Source organism: Hathewaya limosa, from assembly GCF_030815255.1.
In the GTDB taxonomy this organism is placed as follows: domain Bacteria; phylum Bacillota; class Clostridia; order Clostridiales; family Clostridiaceae; genus Hathewaya; species Hathewaya limosa.
The window spans coordinates 233435-255088 of the sequence record NZ_JAUSWN010000001.1; the positions used below are offsets into that span (position 1 = coordinate 233435).

Below are 21654 nucleotides of genomic sequence, written 5' to 3' on the forward strand. Positions count from 1 at the left end.
CATATATTCACTACCTTTCTTTAAGTAAGTCTAATAATTAATTTTAAGTTAAATGAAATTATAATTTATATAAATTATTTATAATCAATCTATATGTAAAATATTATACCATTAATAAAGATATTTATAGAGAAATAGGAAATTTATTATGAATATAAATTAAAGACAAAATTTTAATAATAAAAGTGAAAAGTAAAGAGAATTGGAAAAAGCGTGAGAAAAAATATTAAAAGTGATATAAAATAACCTTTAAAAAAAGAAAATGAAACTTTTAAAAAAGATTAACATACTGTATTATACTACTATAAATCAAATATAAATTAAAAAACGTATTTTAATAATTGAATATTGTATATAATTAATTTAAAATTATGATAAATAAAAATTTTTTGGGGGTGATAATAATGAATTGGTCAATGTTATGTATATGGATTATAATTTCTGTACTAGCCATATTTTTAGATATATTTACCAGTGCAGGATTATTTGTTTGGTTTGCAATAGGTGCATTTGCGGCAATGATAGCATTAACATGTAATGCAGTTATAGGAATTCAAATAGTAGTATTTTCTATTTTAAGTATTTTAGGATTGATAATTGGATATCCAATTGTAAAAAGAATTATCAAAAAATCTATTGTTGTTACTAAAACTATGGAACAAGAATATATAGGTAGAGAATATATAGCTGAAGAAAAAATTACAAGTAAAGCTAATATTAAAGTAGATGGAATATATTGGACTGCTAAAAATAAGGGGAGAACTATCGATAAGGGGGAAAAATATAAAATAGTAGGTATTGACAAAACTAAATTAGTTATTAAACCTTCAAAAGAAGTAAAAGTATAGAAAAACTAATATTAAAAATATATAAATAATTAGGAGGAAGTAATATGGGATTCATAGTTCTAGTAAGTTTATTAGTTATTATCTTAATAACTATAGTATCATCAATAAAAGTTGTTAACACAGGGAATGTGTACATTGTAGAAAGGTTTGGTCAATACCATAGAACCTTAGAACCAGGATGGCACTTTACCATTCCTTTTGCAGATTTTGTAAGAAAGAAAATATCTACAAAACAACAAATTTTAGATATACAGCCACAAAATGTTATTACTAAAGATAATGTAAAGATTTCTATTGATAATGTAATTTTCTATAAAGTACTTAATTCAAAGGATGCTGTATATAATATAGAAAATTATAAATCAGGTATAGTTTATTCAACCATTACTAATATGAGAAATATTGTTGGAGAAATGACATTAGATGAAGTTTTATCAGGAAGAGATAGAATAAACTCTAAATTATTAGAAATAATTGATGAAATAACAGATGCATATGGTATAAAAATTCTTTCAGTTGAAATCAAAAATATAATTCCACCAGCTGAAATTCAACAAGCTATGGAAAAACAAATGAAAGCAGAAAGAGATAAGAGAGCGTTTATTCTTCAAGCAGAGGGTCAAAAACAAAGTGATATAGCAAGAGCTGAAGGTGAAAAGCAAGCAAAAATTCTTGAAGCGGAGGCAGAAAAAGAAGCTAATATTAGAAGAGCTGAAGGTCTTAAAGAGTCTCAATTGTTAGAGGCAGAAGGTAAGGCTAAGGCTATAGAAGCAATTGCAATAGCAGAATCAGAAGCTATTTGCAAGATAAATAAAGCTATTATAGAATCAGGAACAAATGAAACTGTAATTGCATTAAAACAAGTTGAGGCTTTAAAAGAAATGGCTAAGAGTCCTGCCAACAAACTTATACTTCCAAATGAAACCTTATCAAGTTTAGGTAGTATTTCAGCTATAGCAGATATGTTAAAAGAAAAAAATAAATAATTAGGCTATAAGTATACGGATTATAAGGTTTGTCAATGAAAATATTGACAAGCCTTTTTGTAAATATAGCCAAAAGTCTTAATTAAAATTTAAATTAATTAATAAAAGGCTTTATGGTATACTATATACTATAAATATAGGTATTTGAAGGGTGAAATAATTTATGGTTAAGGCTAATCTAAGTAATTTACAAATTAATGCTCAAAATTTGGAATTAGATGATAGAGTATGGGAAGATTTAAAAATACCCTTAAAAAAAAGAAAGGGATTTAAAATTAATTCAAGTGTAGTTACAGTTCCTGCATATTTCTATAGATTTATAGGGATAAAGGAAAATGAAGAGGAATATTTTGATGAACTTTTAAGAATAGATAGAGAACTAAAATTTTTAGGTACATTATATTTAAAAATTACAGATGGATTTTCAAGAGATGTAGCTATTAAAATTCAAAGCAACCTTTATAATTTAAAAAACAATAACAGTAATAATATAAGTGAAATGATACAAAACGCAGAACAATTTGGTTTATTTCCTTCTTTAAATAATATTCAATTTAAAGAACAAGTAAAAAATAATTTAAAGGTTGTTTTAGAATATTATTCAAGGCTAAATAGTGAGTCTAATGATATAAATGAAAGTTTTGTTTTAATCTTAAATTGGATAAATATATATTTGCCATTACTTATTATTAATTATGATTATGAACAATTAAATCCTAAGGTTTTATATTATGGCAAAATAACTGAAGAAGAGGGGTTATTTTTATTTCTTTTATGGACTTTAGGAATAGATGTTATGTATTATACTACAGAGGAAGATTCTATATTTAAAAAAATAGATCCATGCAATAGTTTTTCAAGAGAAGTTGTTTTTTCAAAGCGTTGTCCATTAAAAAAGCTACCAGAGAGTTTTAATGATAGAATGAATACAACAGCTTTTGGGGCAAAGGAAGAACTTGATAAAATACTTTATGGAGAAGAAAATAATTTTTATAGGCCGTGGCAATTTGCAGATTATAATGTAAATGCAGTTACACTTAAAACTACATTTGAAGAAATATTCATTTGGATTAAGGAAAATGCAAGTGTAAGACAAGGATGGAAGGTTGCTAATAACACTGTTTTTATTCCAAACATTTTTGCTAAAATAAGGGGAGTAAAGGAAGACATAGAAACTTATTTTGAATATATAGAAGAAATGAAAAAAGAAAAAAATACTATTCTTATAAACAAGTTACCTATAGTAGATTTTGCACCTTTAGAATATGGAAAGTTTATGGAGGTATATCCTAAAGAAAGTTTATATTTTGATGTAGATAAGATGATTAATTCTTCTTGGTGGCCATATAAAGAACTTAGAACAGGGGTACAGAGAGCTTTAGGGGAAAGAATAAAGGAACTGTGTATAAATCCAGTTATTTATAATAGAGAAAATGAAAATGTAAGAGATTTTCAAGTTGAAATTTTTTCGGTTCTTATACATGGAATGGATAAGAAGTTTATTCAATTATTACAAGGGTTTGACTATCCAGAGGATGTTCCTAAAATTATTATATATAATAATGAACAAAATGGTAATTTGTCTTTAGAAGACTGTATAATATTGACCTTATTAAATTATATGGGATTAGATATAATTATATTTAATCCATCAGGATATAATGACATAGAAAATTATATATATAAAGAATTATATGATGTTCATAATTTAGATAAAATGATGTTTAATCTGAAATTAAGAAAACCAGAAGAAAAAAATAAAGGGTTTTTTAGAAGGTTATTTGGTATTTAACATTAAGGAGGAGTTAGTATGGAAAATAATGATGTTGTAATGGTTAAAGAAGATAATATTGAGGAAATTGCAAATCAATATGTAGATGAATTAAAAAAATCACCAGAAGTAAAATCACTAACATCTAAAATTAACTTATCTGATAATAATTCAATTTTAGAGTTTGGAAATGAGCCAGCAGTGAAGATTGCGGAGTTTTCAGATAAGATTTTAAGTACAATAAAGTCAACTAGTGTTGAAAATTCCAGTGATATGATAAAACAATTGACTAGTATTATGAAAAAATTTGATAAGAATGATTTCGGAGAAGAAAAACCAAGTTTCTTTGACAAGTTACTAAAAAGAGCTCCTAAAGGAGTGGAGAAAGTTTTAGGTAAATATAGAACTATAGGTGGTGAAATAGATAAGATTTACACTGAACTTACATGTTATAAAAAGGATATAAACGATGTAAATATAATGTTAGATGCTATGTATGAAGAAAATGTACATTATTATAAAGAATTAGAAAAATATATAGTGGCAGGAAACATTATAGCAGAAGAGATAGAAAATAAAATTATACCTAGCTTAGAAGAAAAAGCTGCAGCCAGTGGAGATCAAATGGATCTTATAGCAGTTCAAAATACTAAAGATTCCTTAGAACTTTTAAAACAAAGAGTATATGATTTGGAAATGGCTAAAATGGTATCTATTCAAACTGCTCCTCAAATAAGAATACTTCAAAAAGGAAATTATAAATTAGTATCAAAAATACATTCAGCTTTTGTTGTTACTATTCCAGTATTTAAGAATGGAATCATTCAAGCAGTAGCATTAAAGAGACAAAAACTTGTTTCAGATTCATTACAAGAGCTTGATAAAACTACTAATGAATTATTAATGAAAAATGCAGAAAATCTTAAAAATCAAAGTATAGATATTGCTAGACTTTCAGGATCATCTTCTGTGAAAATTGAAACTCTTCAAAATACATGGAATACAATAATGCAAGGTATTGAAGAAACTAAGAAAATTGAAGAAGAAAATAAAAATACTAGAAATCAAAGTTTAGCAACATTAAATGATTTACAAAATCAGATGAAAGCAAAACAAATAGTATAGAATTTATGAAGGGAAAATAAAATGGAACAACATTCATTATCTAGGACAGAATTATTAATAGGAAAAAATGCAATAAATGATTTGAAAAATTCTAAAGTTGTTATTTTAGGAGTTGGAGGAGTTGGAGGATTTGTTACAGAAGCTATAGCTAGAAGTGGAGTAGGAACTATAGTTTTAGTTGATAAGGATACAGTTTCACTAACTAATTTAAATAGACAGATAATAGCAACACATGATACCATAGGAAAAGTAAAAGTAGATATAATGAAAGAAAGGATTTTAAGTATTAATCCTGAATGTAATGTAATTACTCATCAATGTTTCATAAGTAAGGAGAATATTGAAGAATTAATACAAAAAGACGTAGATTATGTAGTAGATGCTATCGATACAGTTTCTTCCAAAATATCTGTTATAGAATATTGTTATAAAAATAATATTAACATCATAAGTTCTATGGGTACAGGAAATAAAATGGATCCTACACAGTTTAAGATTACTACTTTAAATAAAACAAAAGTTTGTCCTCTTGCTAAGGTTATGCGTCATGAGCTAAAGAAAAGAGGCATAGAAAAAGTAAAAGTTTTATATTCTGAAGAAATTCCATTAAAACCACAAATATTAGAAGGTGCAGAGTTAAAAGGAAATAGGCAGGCTCCAGGAAGTATGCCTTTTGTACCACCAGTTGCAGGTATGATAATTGGAGGAGAGGTTATAAAAGATATTATTGCGAATAAGGCTAATAAATAACATAAAAAAAGGCTCCTATTTTATAGGAGCTTTAATATTTTATAGTCTTTGCTTATTCAACCATTATACATACACAATGGGGGGCACAGAATAAGCTTAGACGCGGTGTGATGAGGAATTTAGTTATTTATCAGTAATTCTAGAAATAACTAAACTTGTTTATAGTTAATATGATAACATAAAAATTTTAAGATGTAAATATATTTTCTGAATATTTATAAAATTATGAAAACATAACGATGAAATAGAAGTATTATATTTTTAAATATTAAATTAGCTATTAATACTATTATGTAATAAATGTTTATATTTGTCATTTTATGTGATATATTCTTATTTGTATTAAGAAGATTTAATATAAATAAAAATATATGGGGGTGAGGTTTAGTTCATATAGAACTAAACGAGGTTATGGATAAATGTACAGAAAAATTAAATAGAGGAAGTGCAATGGCTTTATTACCTATGGGAATTTTTTTGGCATTATACTTAGTTACATCAATTATAACTAAAGATTTTTATAAAATGCCAGTTATAATTGCTCTTTTGGCAGCTTGTATTGTAGCATTTATGATGAATCCTAAGGAGTCAATAGATACAAAGCTAGAGTTATTCTGTAAAGGTGCAGGGAATTTAGATATAATTATTATGCTTTTAATTTTTGTGTTTTCCGGGGCTTTTGCAAATGTAGCCAAATCTATGGGGGCGGTAGAATCTACTGTTAATTTAGGATTAAAGTTTTTGCCTAGTAGTGTTTTAATAGCAGGGGTATTTTTAATAGCAGCATTTATATCTTTAGCAATAGGAACTTCTATGGGAACTATAGCTGCATTAGCACCAATAGCAATGGGAATTGCACAAAAATTAGGTGTAAATCCTGGACTAGCTATTGGAGCAGTGGTAGGAGGATCTATGTTTGGAGATAATCTTTCCATGCTTTCTGATACAACTATAGCTGCAGTTAGAACACAGGGTACTAATATGAAAGATAAATTTAAGGTAAATCTATTCATGGTTTTACCGGCAGTAATTATTACGACTATTCTTTTAATTATAACAACACTTGGAGTAAAAACTAATGTCGGTGGAGCTTATGAGTATAATATAATAAAAGTTATTCCATACATAGTGGTTTTAGTTGGTGCACTTATGGGAGTAAATGTTTTAGCTATTCTTGCACTGGGGGTAGGATTAGCTGGTATTATAGGATTAAGCACAGGAGCATTTAATATATGGGGATTTGTAAAGGCATGTAATGATGGTATTTTAGGTATGTCAGAGCTTATTATAATTTCTATACTTGTTGCAGGGTTGGTGCAAATTATTAGTCATAATGGAGGAATAGACTATATTTTATATATAATTAGTAAAAGAATGAAAAGTAAAAAAGGAGCAGAAATTGGAATAGCTCTATTAGTTAGTATTGTGGATTTATGTACGGCTAATAATACGGTTTCTATTGTTATAACAGGATCAATAGCTAAAAATGTTAGTGAAAAATATGGAATCGAAGAGGAAAGAACCGCTAGTATTTTAGATATTTTTGCATGTACTTTTCAAGGTATAATACCATATGGAGCTCAATTATTATTAGCATCAAGTTTATCAAAAATTTCTCCAATTGAAATTATGAAATATTTGTATTACCCATATTTAATGGGAATAATAGCTTTAGTATGCATTATTGTAGGATTTCCTAAGACTAAAATAGTAAAAAGTAAAGATAGAGAAACGGAAGTAGTTACAGAATAAAAAATATTAAGTTTTAAAGTGCTGTCTTATTCTAAAAATAAAATTTTGGAATAAGACAGTTTTTATTTTATAAAAATATAAGTCTAAAGCTGACTTTATTAAATTATCACTTTACAACTTTACTATGATAAAGTATAATAATAGAAACTAAGGAAGAATGGAAGTGAAAAAATGAGACAGAAAAAACTTATAATATATTTTTTTATTATGATTAGTATGTTCTTATTTAGTGCATGTGGAAGGGAATCAGGGAAAAAAGATAATTCATTACAATATATAAAAGATAAAGGAAAGTTTATTGTTGGTTTAGATGATAGTTTTCCACCTATGGGATTTAGAAATAATAAAGGAGAAATAGTAGGATTTGATATTGATTTAGCAAAGGAAGTTGCCAAGAAAATGGGGGTTTCAGTAGAATTTAAAGCAATAGAATGGGATGGAATCGTAGGTAGTTTAAACAATAAGGATATAGATATGATTTGGAATGGACTTACTATAACAGAGAAAAGAAAAGATAAAATTATTTTTTCAAAGTCTTATTTGGAAAATGGTCAAATAATTATTGTAAATAAAAATTCTAGTATAAAAAATAAAAAGGACTTAAAAGATAAAGTAGTTGGAGTTCAAATGGGAAGTAGTAGTGATACAGCATTAAATAAAAATAAAGAAGTTTTAAATAATATCAAAGAAATTAAGAAATATGGGAAAAATACAGAAGCATTAATGGATTTATCAGCAAATAGAATAAAGGCTGTTGTAGTGGATGAAGTAGTAGGAAGATATTATATTTCTAAAAGATCTAATGAATATAAAGTTTTGGCAGATAATTTTGGTGAAGAAGAATATGGTATTGGTTTTAGAAAGAAAGATATACAGTTAAAAAATAAAATAGATGAATGTTTAGACAAAATGAAAAAAGATGGTACTATGAATAAGATTTTGAAAAAATGGTTTGGAAAAAACGTAGAAAAATAAGGAGAGCAATATATGGATTTTATAAATATAACCTCATATATATTAGAAGGATTAAATACAACTATAATAATTTACTTTTTCACCTTAGTATTAGCTATGCCATTAGGGCTGTTATGTGCTATGGGTAAATCTACAGGAAATAAGATAATAAATTTTATTTTAGATCTTTATACATGGGTTTTTAGAGGAACTCCGTTACTTCTTCAATTAGTATTTATATACTTTGGATTAGGAAATATAGGGATAACTTTTACACCATTTGTAGCAGCAGTTTTAACTTTTACTCTGAATTATGGAGCATATTTTACTGAAATATTTAGAGGTGGAATTGAATCTATCGATGAGGGGCAAAAAGAGGCAGCTTTTGTATTAGGATTTAATAAAATACAATGTTTCTTTAAAATTATACTTCCTCAAAGCTTTAAAAGAGTATTACCGTCTTTAAGCAATGAAGCTATAAATTTAATAAAAGATACAGCATTGGTGTCTACCATAGGAATGGGTGATATGTTAAGAAATGCCAAAGAAATTGTAACTAGAGATTTTGATATTATGCCACTATTTATTGCAGGAATTATATATTTAGTTTTAACATTTATTATGGTGCGTTTTTTCAAAAAACTAGAGAAAAAATACTCTTATTTAAACTAGGAGGAATATGAATATGAATGAAAATAATATATTAGAGGTTAAAAATTTAGAAAAGTTTTATGGAGAAAATCAAATATTATTTGATATTAATTTTTCTATAAAAAAAGGGGAAGTGGTATCTATAATAGGACCATCAGGTTCAGGAAAAAGTACTTTTTTAAGAACTTTAATTAGTCTTGAAGAGATACAAAATGGAACACTCCTATATGAAGGTAAAGAAGTTTTAAAAAAAGATAAAAATAATAATAAATTTTTTAAAGATGTTAACTTTTTTAAAGAAAGTTATAAACATATGGGTATGGTATTTCAAAATTTCAATTTATTTCCTCATAAAACAGTATTGGAAAACATTATTTTAGCACCAATAGAGGTTAAAGGTGAAAGTAAAAATAATGCAATAGAGAATGCTAAAAAACTTTTAGATAAAGTAGGTCTTTTAGATAAAAAAGATGTTTATCCTTCTTCATTATCGGGAGGACAAAAACAAAGAGTGGCAATAGCTAGAACCTTAGCAATGAATCCAGATATAATTTTATTTGATGAGCCAACATCTGCATTAGATCCAGAAATGGTTGGAGAAGTTCTAAAGGTAATAAAAGAATTAAGTGAAGAAAAAATAACAATGATTATAGTTACACATGAAATGAATTTTGCAAGAGATATATCTTCTAAAATAATTTTTATGGATCAGGGAAAAATAATAGAAAAAGGTAGTTCAAAAGATATATTTATTAGAAGTAAGAATTTAAGAATCAGAGAATTTTTAAAACTTGTAGATTAAAGTAATTATTTTACGAAATTTTTGAGGCTTATGTAAATTTTACATAAGCTAATTTTACTTTTGATATTTTAAAAAGTAAAAAAACTTAAATGTTATGTATCATTTTAGTAAAAAAACAGAAAAAATGTAGCGTAATAATTTAAATATGATACTCTAATAATACAAAATGAATGAATTGTTTGTAAAAATATTTAGGAATTATGTGTAATATATAACTTTAAATTAAAATAATTATGATAAATTAAATAAAAGTATCATTAAATGGTAGATATATTTTCTAAGGTGTTTTATAATAACTTTGGGAATATTTTTATATTGAAGGTAAGTAATGAACAGAAAAATAATATACCATTAAACAATGGGAGGTAAAATCATGAATATTAACGAAGCAGTTATTAAATCTATAAGAATGCTTTCAGTAGAGGCTATAGAAAAAGCAAATTCAGGTCATCCAGGATTACCACTAGGTGCAGCGCCAATGGCATATACATTGTGGAGTAAGGTTATGAATCACAATCCTCAAAATCCTCAATGGGAAAACAGAGATAGATTTGTACTTTCAGCAGGTCATGGTTCAGCTTTATTATATTCTTTACTTCATACTTTTGGATATGATCTTTCAATAGAAGATCTTAAGAATTTTAGACAATGGGGAAGTAAGACACCAGGACACCCAGAGTATGGTCATACAGTAGGAGTTGAAGTTACTACAGGACCTTTAGGTCAAGGTATAGCTAATGGAGTAGGTATGGCTATGGCAGAGGCTCATTTAGCTTCTAAATTTAATAAAGAAGGATTTAATGTAGTAGATCATTATACATATGTGTTAGCAGGAGACGGATGTATGATGGAAGGTGTAGCTTCAGAGGCTGCTTCACTTGCAGGGACTTTAGGATTAGATAAGTTAGTAGTACTTTATGATTCTAATAATATATCAATAGAAGGTAAGACAGATATTGCATTTAGGGAAGATGTAGCTAAAAGATTTGAAGCTTACGGCTGGAATGTTTTAAAAGTAGAAGATGGAAATAATATTGAAGATATAGAGAAGGCTATTAAGGAAGCTAAAGAAAATGGTGAAAAACCAAGCTTAGTTGTTATAAATACAACTATAGGTTATGGTGCACCAAAACAAGGAACTTCAGGAGTACATGGTTCTCCGTTAGGGGCCGAAGGTATAGAATCTATTAAAAAATTCTTCGATTGGAAAGAAGAAGATTTTACAGAACCAGCAGAAGTTAAAAACTTTACTGAAGAAATGAAAAAAGCAGGTTTGGAAAAAGAAGAAGCTTGGAACAAGTTATTTAAAGAATATAGAAATGCTTATCCAGAACTTGCAAAAGAATGGGATAAAGATTTTGGTGATGAAGAATTAAACCTTGAAGATATGGAAGAGTTATGGAACTATGAATCAGCTGTTGCAACAAGAGCTGCATCAGGTACTATTATAAATAAATTAACAAAAATTATTCCAAATTTATTTGGTGGTTCTGCAGACTTAGCACCATCTAATAATACTAACATGAAAGAAATGGGCGAATTCTCCAAAGAAGATAGAACTGGTTCTAATATCCATTTTGGTGTTAGAGAACATGCTATGGCAGCTATAGGTAATGCTATTATTCTTCATGGTGGATTAAGAAGTTTTGTTGCTACTTTCTTTGTATTCTCTGATTATATGAAGGGTGCTATGAGACTATCTGCTTTAATGAAATTACCATTAATTTATATATTAACTCATGATAGTATTGGTGTTGGAGAAGATGGACCAACTCATGAACCAATTGAGCAGTTAGCTGCAGCAAGAAGTATTCCTAACTTTACAACATTTAGGCCAGCTGATGCAAGAGAAACTACAGCAGGATGGGTATCAGCATTACAACGTAAAACTTCACCAACAGGCTTAATATTATCTAGACAGAAGTTGCCATTATTGGAGGGCTCAGGCAAGGAAGCTCTAAAAGGTGCTTATGTGCTAAAAGAAAGTGAAAAAGAAACTCCAGATATAATTTTAATGGCTTCAGGTTCAGAAGTACAATTAATTGTAGAAGCTGAAAAAGTATTAAGAGAAAAAGGTATAAGTGCAAGAGTAATTAGTATGCCATCATGGGAAATATTTGAGGAACAAGGAGAAGAATACAAAGAAAAACTTCTACCTAATAGTGTAAGAAATAGAGTAGCAGTAGAAGCTGCATCATCTATGGGATGGCATAAATATGTAGGATTAGATGGAGAAATTATATCTTTAGATACATTTGGTGCTTCTGCCCCAGGAAATACATTATTTAAAGAATTTGGATTTACAGTAGAAAATGTTGTAGAAAAATCATTAAAAGTTTTAAATAAATAGTTTTAAAATTAAAAGAGAGTGTAAAAAAAGATATTTTTAGGGTATCTTTTAATACTCTCTTTTATATTTTTGTAATAAAAGGTTTACTTATAAAGAAATTTATATTATTATAAACTTTAAATAGTTTAATTATACTCATATATATTTGACGATACGGGTCAAATGTTTCTACAAGATAGCCATAAACCATCTGACTATGAGTAAGTAATTAAAGTAGTTATGTGTTTTTTTACATAACTTCCTTATAATTATTTACTTTGGGTATAATTTGTTAAAGTAATTAATTTGGGAAGGGATGATATAATGAATTTATTAAAAGAAAAGATATTAAATGAAGGTGAAATTTTAGCAGGAAATCTATTAAAAGTAGATATGTTTTTAAATCATCAAATGGATATTAAATTATTTAATGAAATGGGAAAAGAATTTAAAGAGAGATTTAAAAATGACGAAATAAATAAAATTTTAACAATAGAGGCATCAGGAATAGGAATAGCTTGTATTGCTGCACAATATTTTGATTATATCCCTGTAGTTTTTGCGAAAAAAGTAGCAGGTTCTAATTTAGACAAAGAATGTTATGAATCAGAAGTATTTTCTTTTACTAAGAATACAAGATATAATGTAAAAGTTAGTAAGAAATATCTTAATAAAGGAGACAAGGTTCTTATAATAGATGATTTTCTTGCTAATGGATGTGCTGCTTTAGGTCTTATTGATATAGTTAGACAAGCAGGGGCAGAGCCAGTAGGTGTAGGAATAGTAATAGAAAAAGGATTCCAAAAAGGAAGAAAAGCAATAGAAGATGTAGGAGTGAAAGTTGAATCATTGGCCATTTTAGAAAGTATAGAAAATGGTAAAGTTACATTAAAATAAATTTATGATAAAAAAACTTTGGTATTTTATAATATCAAGGTTTTTTATACAGTTAGGAGATTTTATGAAGATTAAATATGCTGATATTATATCCTCAAGTAAAGTTATAGATAAAAAATTTAACTTTACCTTTGTTGAAAAAGATGGATTTAAAGGATATGTAGGAATATCTTATTTTACTAAAGTATCTGCTCCTAAGTTTATTACAACGCTAAATGAAAGGTATTTAATATTAGATACGGATTATATATGGATGCAATATTTTGGTGAAAAAGATGAGTATGCAACCACAGTTATGTATGATAAAAATGGTGAAATAGTTCAGTGGTATGTAGATATTTGTGAAGGAAATTTTTTAGATAGTAGAGGAATACCTTATTTTCGTGATATGTATTTAGATATTGTATTATTACCTTCAGGAAAAATTGCTATTTTAGATGAAGATGAATTGAAGGATGCATTAGATCAAGGAGAAATTTCTAAGGAACAATTTAATAAGGCTTATAATGTTATGTACAAGGTTAAAGAGGAAATTCAAAAAGGTATAAATCCTACAATTAATCTTAGCAAGAAACATTTAAAAGAAATGATGAGACTTATTTAAAAATTTTTAAATAGGTCTTTAAAATTATTAACAACACATTATTACTAGGGTATAATAAAGATAAACATTTTAGGACAAGGATGGCAAAAATAATATGAGTAAAAGAAAAAAAAAGTTGCTTTGTATTAGTTTAAGTTTTATTCTAATGTGCATAACTCTAAGTAGTTGTACAAAGTCGCAAAAGGTTTACAAAAAAGAAAGTTTTATGTTAGGTACTATAATTAGTTTGAAATATTATGGAAAAAATGGCGATAAAGCTATAGATGAGTCTATAGAAAAAATTCGTAATATTGAGAATAAAATGTCTGTTAATATAGCTAGTAGTGAAATTTGTAAAGTTAATAATAATTCAGGTAAAGAAGACATTGTGATAGGTAAAGAGAATTTATATGTTATAGAAAAAGCTTTGGAATATAGTAAACTAACAGGAGGAGCTTTTGATATAAGCATAGAGCCAGTAGTTAAACTTTGGGGGATTGGAACGGAAAAAGCCAGGGTTCCTAAAAAAGAAGAAATAGAAGACAAATTAAAACTGGTTAATTTTAAGGATATACTTATAAAAAATAATAAACTATTTTTAAATAGGAAAGGAATGGCTCTTGATTTAGGAGGTATAGCTAAAGGATATGCCGCAGATGAGTTAAAGAAGGTTGTACAAAAGTATAACTTAGAAAGAGCATTTATAAACTTAGGTGGTAATTTATATATTTATGGTGGAAAAGAAAATGGTGAACCTTTGAATATAGGCATACAAGATCCCTGCGCTAAACAAGGAGAATATTTTAGTGTTTTAAAAGTTAAGAACAAGTCTGTAGTTACTTCTGGAAATTATGAAAGATATTTTATAAAGAATGGTAAAAGATATCATCATATACTTGATCCTAAAACAGGATATCCTGCGGAAAAAGGTCTTATAAGTACTACCATAATTTCAGATAAGTCTATAGATGGAGATGCATTATCAACATCTACATATATTTTAGGATTAGAGAAGGGAAGAAAACTTATTGAAAGTTTAAAAGGGGTTGAGGCAATTTTTGTAACAAAGGATAAAAAAGTTTATACAACAAGGGGACTTAATAAGGAAAATTTCAACATAAGCAATAAGGAGTATACTTATGAAGAAGGGCGATAAGTTTGTTTTATGTTTAGTTATTATAGTTTTTCTATTTAGTCTTGGTTCTATAGTCTTTTATTTTATAAGCGGAAAAGATCAAAAAGTAATAGCAGAAGTTTATAAAGAAGGCAAAGTTATTTACAAGATTGATTTAGCCACTGTTAATAAACCTGAAGAATTTAAAGTGAAGGTAGGAAAAGAGGAATTTAACAGTATATTAATAGAAAAAGGAAGAATACGATTTAATGATGCAACCTGTCATGATAAAGTATGTGTGAGATCAGGATGGCTTTCGAAAAAAGGAGAAATGGCTGTATGTCTTCCACATAAAATTTATATTAAAATTATAGGGGAAAAGGTAGAAGTGGATGAAGTAACATTTTAAGGTTGGTGGATAAAATTGAAAAAAACTAAAAAACTATTAATTTTAAGCATGATGTTAGGGATGGCTCTAGTCATATATGTTATAGAATCTCAAATTCCAGTATTATTTCCTGGGATTAAATTAGGGCTAGCAAATTCTATTTCTCTTTTTGCTTTATTATGTTTTGGGTGGAAAGAAGCAATTATTATAATGGTACTTAGAACATTTTTAGGGGCTGTATTTGGAGGAAACCTATTTGGTTTCTTATTTAGCCTAAGTGGAGGAATTTTAAGTAATATAGTAATGATTTGCTTATACAAATATTTTAAAGATGAAATTAGCATATCTTGGCTTAGTGTAGGTGGAGCAATTTTTCATAATATAGGACAATTATTAATTGCAGCCTTTATTATTAAAGATTTTAGAATATATTTTTATCTTCCCGTATTAATGATTTCAGCTGTAATAACAGGTTATTTTATAGGAATAGTAGTAGAATTACTTAGAAAAAGATTTTATACTATATTAAAAATAGCAAAATAAATAATAAAAAAGAGTTATCTCTGAATAGAAAAATTTTCTAATTTGAGATAACTCTTTTTATTATAATAAGAGATTATTGAATAGGTACCTTTGGACTTACTTTTCCGAAAGGTTTTATTATTTTAACAGGACACTTTTCAACACAAGTCATGCAAAGCTTACATTTATCTTGATCTATAACAGGTAAATTATTTTCGATAACAATAGCTTTCTCAGGACATACTCTAGCACATACTCCACATCCCATACAACCAGATGCACAGACATCCTTAACAGCTTTAAGTTTTTCACTAGAATTACATTGAACTCTAATAATTTCAGATTGAGGTTTTAGATCTATAAGATGTTTAGGACATGCTTTACTACATGCACCACAACCTGTACATTTTTCTTCATCTACTACAGCTACACCATCTATTATATGGATAGCATCAAATTTACATGCATTAACACAAGAACCTAAACCTAAGCAGCCAGATGAACAAGATTTATTACCACCACCAGGAATTACTGCTGCTTCTGTACAAGACATATTGCCATAATAAATCCCTGACTTTTTAGCTTTATCACAAGTTCCAGCACATTTAACAAAAGCCTTAATAGGTTCAGAGGCCTCTACATCTACACCTAAAACTTCACCTATTTTTTCAGCAGCACCAGCACCAGCAACTACACAACCATTTGCAGGGGCTTTACCTTCTACTACAGCTTGTGCAAAAGCATCACAACCAGCATATCCACAACCACCACAGTTGGCACCAGGTAAACAATCTCTAACTAATGGAACTCTTTCATCAACCTCTACATGGAACTTTTTAGAGGCATATCCTAATACAATACCAAATATTAATCCTAATCCTCCTAAACTTAAGACGGGATAAAGAATTGAAGTTATTTCCATTTAAATATACCTCCCTTAGTGAATTAAGCCTTGGAAACCTAAGAAGGCAACAGACATTAATCCAGCAGTAATTAAAGAAATAGGTAAACCTTTCATAGCTTCAGGCATATTAGAAGCTTCTTCTAATCTTTCTCTTATACCAGCTAATAAAACAATAGCCAACATATATCCAAGACCAGAACTAAAGCCAGCAAAGACTGATTCTATAAGGTTATATTTTTCGTTCATATTAATTATAACAGCACCTAATATAGCACAGTTAGTTGTAATAAGAGGTAAGAAAATACCTAAAGCATTATATAATGAAGGACTTTTCTTTTTTATAACCATCTCTACAAATTGAACTAAGGCAGCTATGACTAATATAAACGCTAGAGTATACATATAAGTTAAATTTAATGGAACTAATATAAAATGATATACAATGTATGATATAAATGATGCCAAAACCATAACAAATGTAACGGCAGCACCCATACCAGTAGCTGTTTCTATTTTTTTAGATACACCTAAGAAAGAACATATTCCTAAGAATTTTGATAGAACAAAGTTATTTACAAGTAAGGCACTTATAAGAATAACAAATAAATTCATCTATTTTCACCTTTCTTTCTATTTCAGAATTTTATTTGTGTTTTGCAGAACAATGGGCACAATTGCCATCACAACCAGCAAATTCACTAATTCTCTTATTTTTCTTTTCTTTTTTAATATTATGATTATTTAAGATAGCCATTAAAATACCAAGCGTAAAGAAAGCACCTGGAGCTAATATCATAATAATTGCTGGTTGGAAAGAACTAGGTAATAGTTGATGACCGAATATTGTACCAGCACCTAATATTTCTCTTATAATACCAATAACAGTAAGAGAAAGAGTAAATCCTAAACCTTGTCCTAGTCCATCAAATATTGAAATAATAGGTCCGTTTTTAGAAGCAAATGCTTCAGCTCTACCTAAAATTACACAGTTAACAACTATAAGAGGAATAAATATACCTAAGGCATTATATAATGCAGGTACAAATCCTTGCATTAAAAATTGTAACATTGTAACAAAAGTAGCAATTACAACAATAAATGCAGGAATACGAATTTTATCAGGAATAAATTTCCTAATAAGTGATATAAAAAAGTTTGAAAAAATCAATACGGCAGTAGAGGCAATTCCCATACCTAAGCCATTTTCAGCACTAGTAGTAACAGCTAGGGTTGGACACATTGCAAGTACTTGAACAAATGTAACGTTTTCAGTTATAATTCCATTTTTTAGTCTTTCTAAAGGAGAATACATTATTTATTACCTCCTTCTAAATTTTCTTTATAAAATTTTATAGCTTCATTAACACCAGAAGTTACTGCTTTTGAAGTAATAGTGGCTCCTGACATTGCTTGAATTTCATTATCTTTTGATGGTGAGGCTTTAACAACAGCTAAATCTTCTTTTATAGGTTTGTCTTTATATTGACCATAGAAAGAAGGTTTAGTAGAATTTGCACCTAAACCAGGTGTTTCAGTTTGAGTAATGATTTTTATTCCTGATAATTTCCCATCATTAGAAATACCAACCATTAATTGAATTTGTCCACCATAACCTTTAGTTTGCATTTTTATAGCATAACCAATAACGTTACTACCTTTTGCAGCTTCGTTTACTTCTAACACATTTTGAGAAAGTTTCATTTCTTTTACTTTGAAACTATCGGCTTTACTTAAAATTTCTTTCATAGCATTTTCATTATTAAGTTTTTCTTGTTTTTTTATAGGGTCAGCAGTTACCTCATGTACTACACCTAAAATTAAACCAGCGCATGCAGTGATGATAAGAAGTATAATACCTAATTTAAAGATGTTTTCTTGCTTTTCCATCTTACTTCACCTCCCCAAAAATTTTAGGAGTGATATATTTATCTATTAAAGGAACAAATAAATTCATTATTAGTATTGAGTAAGATACACCTTCAGGATATCCACCAAATATACGGATTACAGTTGCTAATACTCCACAACCAATAGCAAAAACTATTTTGCCGTTTTTAGTCATTGGAGAAGTAGTATAATCTGTTGCCATAAAAAATGCACCAAGCATTAATCCACCAGTAAAGATTTCATATAATCCATTTCCAGTCATGAAGCCATTTCTACCTATTATGGTAGTTAAAATAGCTACGGTACCTATATAAAATACAGGAATTTCCCAAGATATTATTTTTTTATATAATAAGTATGCAGCACCTATTAAAAGAGCAAGTGCTGAAGTTTCACCAATACAACCGCCAATATGTCCAAGAAAAACTTGAGATAATGTTGGTAGAGTACCTTCTCCAGCTTTTAACATAGCAAGAGGAGTTGCAGTAGCGACACCATCAATAGTCCATTTAGTCATAGCTACAGGCCATGATGCAAGTAAAACAGCTCTTGCAGCTAGGGCAGGGTTAATTATATTTTGACCCAAACCACCAAATAATTGTTTAACTACTATGATTGCAAAGATACTACCTAATACTACCATCCAAAGAGGAAGAGAAGGTGGTACGTTAAATGCAAGTAGTAATCCAGTAACTACTGCACTATAATCAGATATAGTTATTTTTTGATGAGTCCATTTTTGCCATAAATATTCTGATAATACGGAAGAAAGAACTGCAGTAATCATTACTAATAGTGCATGCCATTTAAAATAATATACACCAGCAATAGCAGCGGGTATTAAAGCTATAACAACATCCCTCATAATAGTTTGGACAGTGTCTTTTGACCTTACATGAGGGGATGAAGATAAGGTTAACATTGGTTCGCTCATTATTAAAGTCACCCCTTATTATTTTTTACATTATATCCAACTTTGGAACCTAAGCTTTACATTTTTCTAATGTTTTTTTAGGCTGTTTTCTTTTATTAGCAATAACAGTACGTTTTGCCACACGAATTGACTGAATTAGATGTTTTTTTGCAGGACATACAAAAGTACAACAGCCACATTCAATACAATCTAAGCCATGCATTTTTTCAAAATCTTCTAATTCACTTCTTGCTGATAAAGATGCAAGTTTTGAAGGAACTAGATTCATAGGACACGCTTGTACACATCGTCCACATCTAATACAGTTAGATGGATCAGGTAAAACTGCCATTTTCTTAGTAAGACAAAGAATACCGGAAGTTCCCTTTGTAACAGGAATATCTATGGAACCTACGGTCATACCCATCATTGGTCCACCAGAAATTATTTTAACAGGATCTTCTTTAAATCCTCCACAGGCCTCAATTAACTCTCTTACAGAAGTACCTAATTTTACTTTTAAATTTTTAGGTTCTTTAATGGCTTCACCAGTTACAGTTACTATTCTTTCAATAAGAGGAGTACCTTCAGTAATAGTGTTATAAATTTGGGCCACAGTTCCTATGTTTTGAACAATACATCCAACATCAGCTGGAAGTTTACCAGAAGGAACCTCACGATGAGTAATTGCATAAATTAACTGTTTTTCAGCTCCTTGAGGATACTTTGTTTTTAAAGTTTTTACTTCAATATTGTGTTCACCTTTTACTAAGGTATTCATTTTTTCAATAGCATCAGGTTTGTTATTTTCAATTCCAATATACCCTTTAGCATTAGGGAAAAGTTTTAGAATAACTTTTAAACCTTCAACAATTTTTTCTCCTTCTTCAAGCATAAGTCTATGATCGCAAGTAAGGTACGGTTCGCATTCAGCACCGTTTACTATAATGCTGTCAATAACTTTGTCTTTAGGAGGAGATAATTTGATATGAGTTGGAAAAGTGGCACCACCCATACCAACTATACCAGCTTCTTTTATTAGGGCAACTATTTCTTCGTTTGAAAGATCAGTAAAGTCTTTCTTTTTTAAGTTTTCTGGATACAATTCGTATAGGTTATCATTTTCTATAATTATAGACATTGCCTTAGTACCCATTGCAGTCATCATAGGTGTGACATTTTTTACTGTACCAGATACACTGCTATATATAGGAGCTGACACAAAAGCTTGTGATTCTCCAATTTTTTGACCAACTAAAACTCTATCTCCCTTTTTTACTAGAGCATCACAAGGAGCTCCTATGTGTTGAGATAAAGGAAATACTAGGTCACCCTTAGGAAGGTATTCTTCTATAGGTTTTTTTTCGCTTAAATGTTTGCCATGAGGTGGATATACACCTTTTTTAAAAGTTAGCAACTCCATAGTATTACTTCCTTTCTAATTTGACTATAGAAAAAAGTTTTTAATAGCTTTATATAAGCTCTTTTCTATAGTTAATTTTTGTGAAATCTATAGGTAAATTTTTAACCATAGAAAAAATGAATTTATTAATTCATATTGTTATTATAAAACAATAATTAATTACTTTCTAGGCATTTTGATTAAAAAGTAAAAATTATATGAAAAATATTAAAAGTTAAAAAAATCACAATAAAATATTAATATAAATTCATCTACATGAACTTATATTCTAAAATTTCATATTAATAAAAAAAATACAAGTTACGACATAAGTAATGAAATAATATTTAGTGTAATGATTAATTTTATATATTAAATAAAATTTATAATATATTTATGTTATAAATATGCAATTTATAATTCAATAAATAAATTTATGTGATAACTTCTATTTCAATAAAAAAATAAAAGATCATCTAAAAGATGATCTTAAATCCTTATTTTAAGTAATTTTTAATTACTGAATTTTTTTCTATTATATTAATTAAAGGAAAACCTAATCCATAGCAACAAAGTAATTGTCCTATACCAACATATAGCATGTTTAAGTATAGGGGAACATCTTTAACATAAAGAATTTTAATCATAATACCTATAATAACAGCATTTATAATAACAGCTGGTAAAGGTGCAAGCAATTTTTTATGTTTTAAGTTACTTTTACCAATATAATAGGTTATTATTGCGCCTATTAATGTTGCTAATGAACCAAATATTAAATCTGGAATTCCCATAGGACTTATTATATTTGATAGTATACAACCAATAAAAAGTCCCCAGACAGCATAGGGTGAGAAATAAGGTAAAACTGTTAATCCCTCAGCAAGTCTAAATTGTATAGGGCCATAACTTAAAAATGATAAAGCTAAAGTTAAGACACTATAAATAGCAGCTAAAATAGCTACTAGAGCAATTTTTTTTGCTCCAAAAGAATTTGACTTAATCATAATATCCCTCCATAGTTTTATTTATAGACAGGATGGTTTCGAACTGTCTAAGATGTATTTTTTTAATAC

At 28.3% G+C, this 21654-nt stretch carries 22 protein-coding genes and 1 riboswitch; of the genes, 15 read left to right on the forward strand and 7 right to left on the reverse strand.

The features are described 5' to 3' along the window. Positions 1 to 404 precede the first annotated feature (404 nt). The 15 genes from QOZ93_RS01050 to QOZ93_RS01120 all read left to right on the forward strand — a co-directional run bounded on the left by QOZ93_RS01050 (position 405) and on the right by QOZ93_RS01120 (position 15493). A complete protein-coding gene (locus QOZ93_RS01050; RefSeq protein ID WP_307354778.1) occupies positions 405 to 848 on the forward strand; it encodes an NfeD family protein in 444 nt (147 codons plus the stop codon). A gap of 44 nt (positions 849 to 892) precedes the next feature. Then, positions 893 to 1834, forward strand: coding sequence for an SPFH domain-containing protein (locus QOZ93_RS01055; RefSeq protein ID WP_111943757.1), 942 nt, complete (start codon positions 893 to 895; stop codon positions 1832 to 1834). A gap of 163 nt (positions 1835 to 1997) precedes the next feature. Next, positions 1998 to 3626, forward strand: a complete 1629-nt coding sequence (locus QOZ93_RS01060; RefSeq protein ID WP_307354779.1) for a YceG family protein — start codon at positions 1998 to 2000, stop codon at positions 3624 to 3626. Between the two features lie 18 nt (positions 3627 to 3644). Then, a complete protein-coding gene (locus tag QOZ93_RS01065; protein ID WP_307354780.1) occupies positions 3645 to 4730 on the forward strand; it encodes a toxic anion resistance protein in 1086 nt (361 codons plus the stop codon). Between the two features lie 21 nt (positions 4731 to 4751). Beyond that, on the forward strand, positions 4752 to 5480 hold the full coding sequence (locus QOZ93_RS01070) for a tRNA threonylcarbamoyladenosine dehydratase (RefSeq protein ID WP_111943751.1): 729 nt from the start codon (positions 4752 to 4754) through the stop codon (positions 5478 to 5480). Between the two features lie 411 nt (positions 5481 to 5891). Next, a complete protein-coding gene (locus tag QOZ93_RS01075; protein WP_307354781.1) occupies positions 5892 to 7232 on the forward strand; it encodes a Na+/H+ antiporter NhaC family protein in 1341 nt (446 codons plus the stop codon). 171 nt (positions 7233 to 7403) lie between these two features. Continuing rightward, positions 7404 to 8207, forward strand: a complete 804-nt coding sequence (locus QOZ93_RS01080; protein ID WP_307354782.1) for an amino acid ABC transporter substrate-binding protein — start codon at positions 7404 to 7406, stop codon at positions 8205 to 8207. Between the two features lie 12 nt (positions 8208 to 8219). Beyond that, positions 8220 to 8858, forward strand: coding sequence for an amino acid ABC transporter permease (locus tag QOZ93_RS01085; RefSeq protein ID WP_307354783.1), 639 nt, complete (start codon positions 8220 to 8222; stop codon positions 8856 to 8858). A gap of 28 nt (positions 8859 to 8886) precedes the next feature. After that, a complete protein-coding gene (locus tag QOZ93_RS01090) occupies positions 8887 to 9639 on the forward strand; it encodes an amino acid ABC transporter ATP-binding protein (protein WP_307354821.1) in 753 nt (250 codons plus the stop codon). Between the two features lie 373 nt (positions 9640 to 10012). Continuing rightward, complete coding sequence (gene tkt, locus QOZ93_RS01095) at positions 10013 to 11989, forward strand: transketolase (protein ID WP_307354784.1); 1977 nt, start codon at positions 10013 to 10015, stop codon at positions 11987 to 11989. Between the two features lie 115 nt (positions 11990 to 12104). Next, positions 12105 to 12206: riboswitch (purine riboswitch) on the forward strand. An 86-nt stretch (positions 12207 to 12292) separates the two neighbouring features. After that, positions 12293 to 12865, forward strand: a complete 573-nt coding sequence (locus tag QOZ93_RS01100) for a xanthine phosphoribosyltransferase (protein ID WP_111943740.1) — start codon at positions 12293 to 12295, stop codon at positions 12863 to 12865. A gap of 64 nt (positions 12866 to 12929) precedes the next feature. Beyond that, the gene (locus QOZ93_RS01105; RefSeq protein ID WP_162630411.1) at positions 12930 to 13469 is read left to right on the forward strand and encodes a ribonuclease FAU-1 family protein; all 540 of its coding nucleotides are present in this window, start codon (positions 12930 to 12932) and stop codon (positions 13467 to 13469) included. Positions 13470 to 13563: 94 nt separating this feature from the next. Further along, the gene (locus QOZ93_RS01110; protein ID WP_307354785.1) at positions 13564 to 14604 is read left to right on the forward strand and encodes an FAD:protein FMN transferase; all 1041 of its coding nucleotides are present in this window, start codon (positions 13564 to 13566) and stop codon (positions 14602 to 14604) included. Next, positions 14588 to 14971, forward strand: coding sequence for a NusG domain II-containing protein (locus QOZ93_RS01115; RefSeq protein ID WP_111943734.1), 384 nt, complete (start codon positions 14588 to 14590; stop codon positions 14969 to 14971). The genes QOZ93_RS01110 and QOZ93_RS01115 overlap by 17 nt, the downstream gene beginning before the upstream one ends. Before the next feature lie 48 nt (positions 14972 to 15019). Next, on the forward strand, positions 15020 to 15493 hold the full coding sequence (locus tag QOZ93_RS01120; RefSeq protein ID WP_307354822.1) for a Gx transporter family protein: 474 nt from the start codon (positions 15020 to 15022) through the stop codon (positions 15491 to 15493). Between the two features lie 73 nt (positions 15494 to 15566). On the opposite strand, the gene QOZ93_RS01125 is transcribed toward QOZ93_RS01120, so the two are convergent. From QOZ93_RS01125 to QOZ93_RS01155, 7 genes are all read right to left on the reverse strand, one after another. Beyond that, positions 15567 to 16388, reverse strand: coding sequence for an RnfABCDGE type electron transport complex subunit B (locus QOZ93_RS01125; RefSeq protein WP_307354823.1), 822 nt, complete (start codon positions 16386 to 16388; stop codon positions 15567 to 15569). 21 nt (positions 16389 to 16409) lie between these two features. Further along, entirely contained in the window at positions 16410 to 16988 is a 579-nt protein-coding gene (gene rsxA / locus QOZ93_RS01130) for an electron transport complex subunit RsxA (protein WP_307354786.1), read from the reverse strand. A gap of 31 nt (positions 16989 to 17019) precedes the next feature. Then, entirely contained in the window at positions 17020 to 17688 is a 669-nt protein-coding gene (gene rsxE / locus QOZ93_RS01135) for an electron transport complex subunit RsxE (protein ID WP_111943730.1), read from the reverse strand. Beyond that, positions 17688 to 18263 (reverse strand): RnfABCDGE type electron transport complex subunit G, encoded by a 576-nt coding sequence (locus QOZ93_RS01140; RefSeq protein ID WP_307354787.1) that lies wholly within the window; start codon positions 18261 to 18263, stop codon positions 17688 to 17690. Before QOZ93_RS01140 ends, rsxE begins: the two co-directional genes overlap by 1 nt. Before the next feature lies 1 nt (position 18264). Next, entirely contained in the window at positions 18265 to 19197 is a 933-nt protein-coding gene (locus tag QOZ93_RS01145) for an RnfABCDGE type electron transport complex subunit D (RefSeq protein ID WP_111943726.1), read from the reverse strand. A gap of 49 nt (positions 19198 to 19246) precedes the next feature. After that, the gene (gene rsxC / locus QOZ93_RS01150) at positions 19247 to 20599 is read right to left on the reverse strand and encodes an electron transport complex subunit RsxC (protein WP_111943724.1); all 1353 of its coding nucleotides are present in this window, start codon (positions 20597 to 20599) and stop codon (positions 19247 to 19249) included. 476 nt (positions 20600 to 21075) lie between these two features. Further along, positions 21076 to 21585 carry a QueT transporter family protein gene (locus tag QOZ93_RS01155; RefSeq protein WP_111943722.1) on the reverse strand — a complete coding sequence of 170 codons (510 nt, stop codon included), beginning with the start codon at positions 21583 to 21585 and terminating at the stop codon, positions 21076 to 21078. Between the last annotated feature and the right edge of the window lie 69 nt (positions 21586 to 21654).

Excerpts from the sequence above, each read along its gene's own strand:
- QOZ93_RS01050 (WP_307354778.1), top strand. The coding sequence starts at position 405 with ATGAATTGGTCAATGTTATGTATATGGATTATAATTTCTGTACTAGCC.
- QOZ93_RS01055 (WP_111943757.1), top strand. The coding sequence starts at position 893 with ATGGGATTCATAGTTCTAGTAAGTTTATTAGTTATTATCTTAATAACT.
- QOZ93_RS01060 (WP_307354779.1), top strand. The coding sequence starts at position 1,998 with ATGGTTAAGGCTAATCTAAGTAATTTACAAATTAATGCTCAAAATTTG.
- QOZ93_RS01065 (WP_307354780.1), top strand. The coding sequence starts at position 3,645 with ATGGAAAATAATGATGTTGTAATGGTTAAAGAAGATAATATTGAGGAA.
- QOZ93_RS01070 (WP_111943751.1), top strand. The coding sequence starts at position 4,752 with ATGGAACAACATTCATTATCTAGGACAGAATTATTAATAGGAAAAAAT.
- QOZ93_RS01075 (WP_307354781.1), top strand. The coding sequence starts at position 5,892 with ATGGATAAATGTACAGAAAAATTAAATAGAGGAAGTGCAATGGCTTTA.
- QOZ93_RS01080 (WP_307354782.1), top strand. The coding sequence starts at position 7,404 with ATGAGACAGAAAAAACTTATAATATATTTTTTTATTATGATTAGTATG.
- QOZ93_RS01085 (WP_307354783.1), top strand. The coding sequence starts at position 8,220 with ATGGATTTTATAAATATAACCTCATATATATTAGAAGGATTAAATACA.
- tkt (WP_307354784.1), top strand. The coding sequence starts at position 10,013 with ATGAATATTAACGAAGCAGTTATTAAATCTATAAGAATGCTTTCAGTA.
- QOZ93_RS01100 (WP_111943740.1), top strand. The coding sequence starts at position 12,293 with ATGAATTTATTAAAAGAAAAGATATTAAATGAAGGTGAAATTTTAGCA.
- QOZ93_RS01105 (WP_162630411.1), top strand. The coding sequence starts at position 12,930 with ATGAAGATTAAATATGCTGATATTATATCCTCAAGTAAAGTTATAGAT.
- QOZ93_RS01110 (WP_307354785.1), top strand. The coding sequence starts at position 13,564 with ATGAGTAAAAGAAAAAAAAAGTTGCTTTGTATTAGTTTAAGTTTTATT.
- QOZ93_RS01115 (WP_111943734.1), top strand. The coding sequence starts at position 14,588 with ATGAAGAAGGGCGATAAGTTTGTTTTATGTTTAGTTATTATAGTTTTT.
- QOZ93_RS01120 (WP_307354822.1), top strand. The coding sequence starts at position 15,020 with ATGATGTTAGGGATGGCTCTAGTCATATATGTTATAGAATCTCAAATT.
- rsxA (WP_307354786.1), bottom strand. The coding sequence starts at position 16,988 with ATGAATTTATTTGTTATTCTTATAAGTGCCTTACTTGTAAATAACTTT.
- rsxE (WP_111943730.1), bottom strand. The coding sequence starts at position 17,688 with ATGTATTCTCCTTTAGAAAGACTAAAAAATGGAATTATAACTGAAAAC.
- QOZ93_RS01140 (WP_307354787.1), bottom strand. The coding sequence starts at position 18,263 with ATGGAAAAGCAAGAAAACATCTTTAAATTAGGTATTATACTTCTTATC.
- QOZ93_RS01145 (WP_111943726.1), bottom strand. The coding sequence starts at position 19,197 with ATGAGCGAACCAATGTTAACCTTATCTTCATCCCCTCATGTAAGGTCA.
- rsxC (WP_111943724.1), bottom strand. The coding sequence starts at position 20,599 with ATGGAGTTGCTAACTTTTAAAAAAGGTGTATATCCACCTCATGGCAAA.
- QOZ93_RS01155 (WP_111943722.1), bottom strand. The coding sequence starts at position 21,585 with ATGATTAAGTCAAATTCTTTTGGAGCAAAAAAAATTGCTCTAGTAGCT.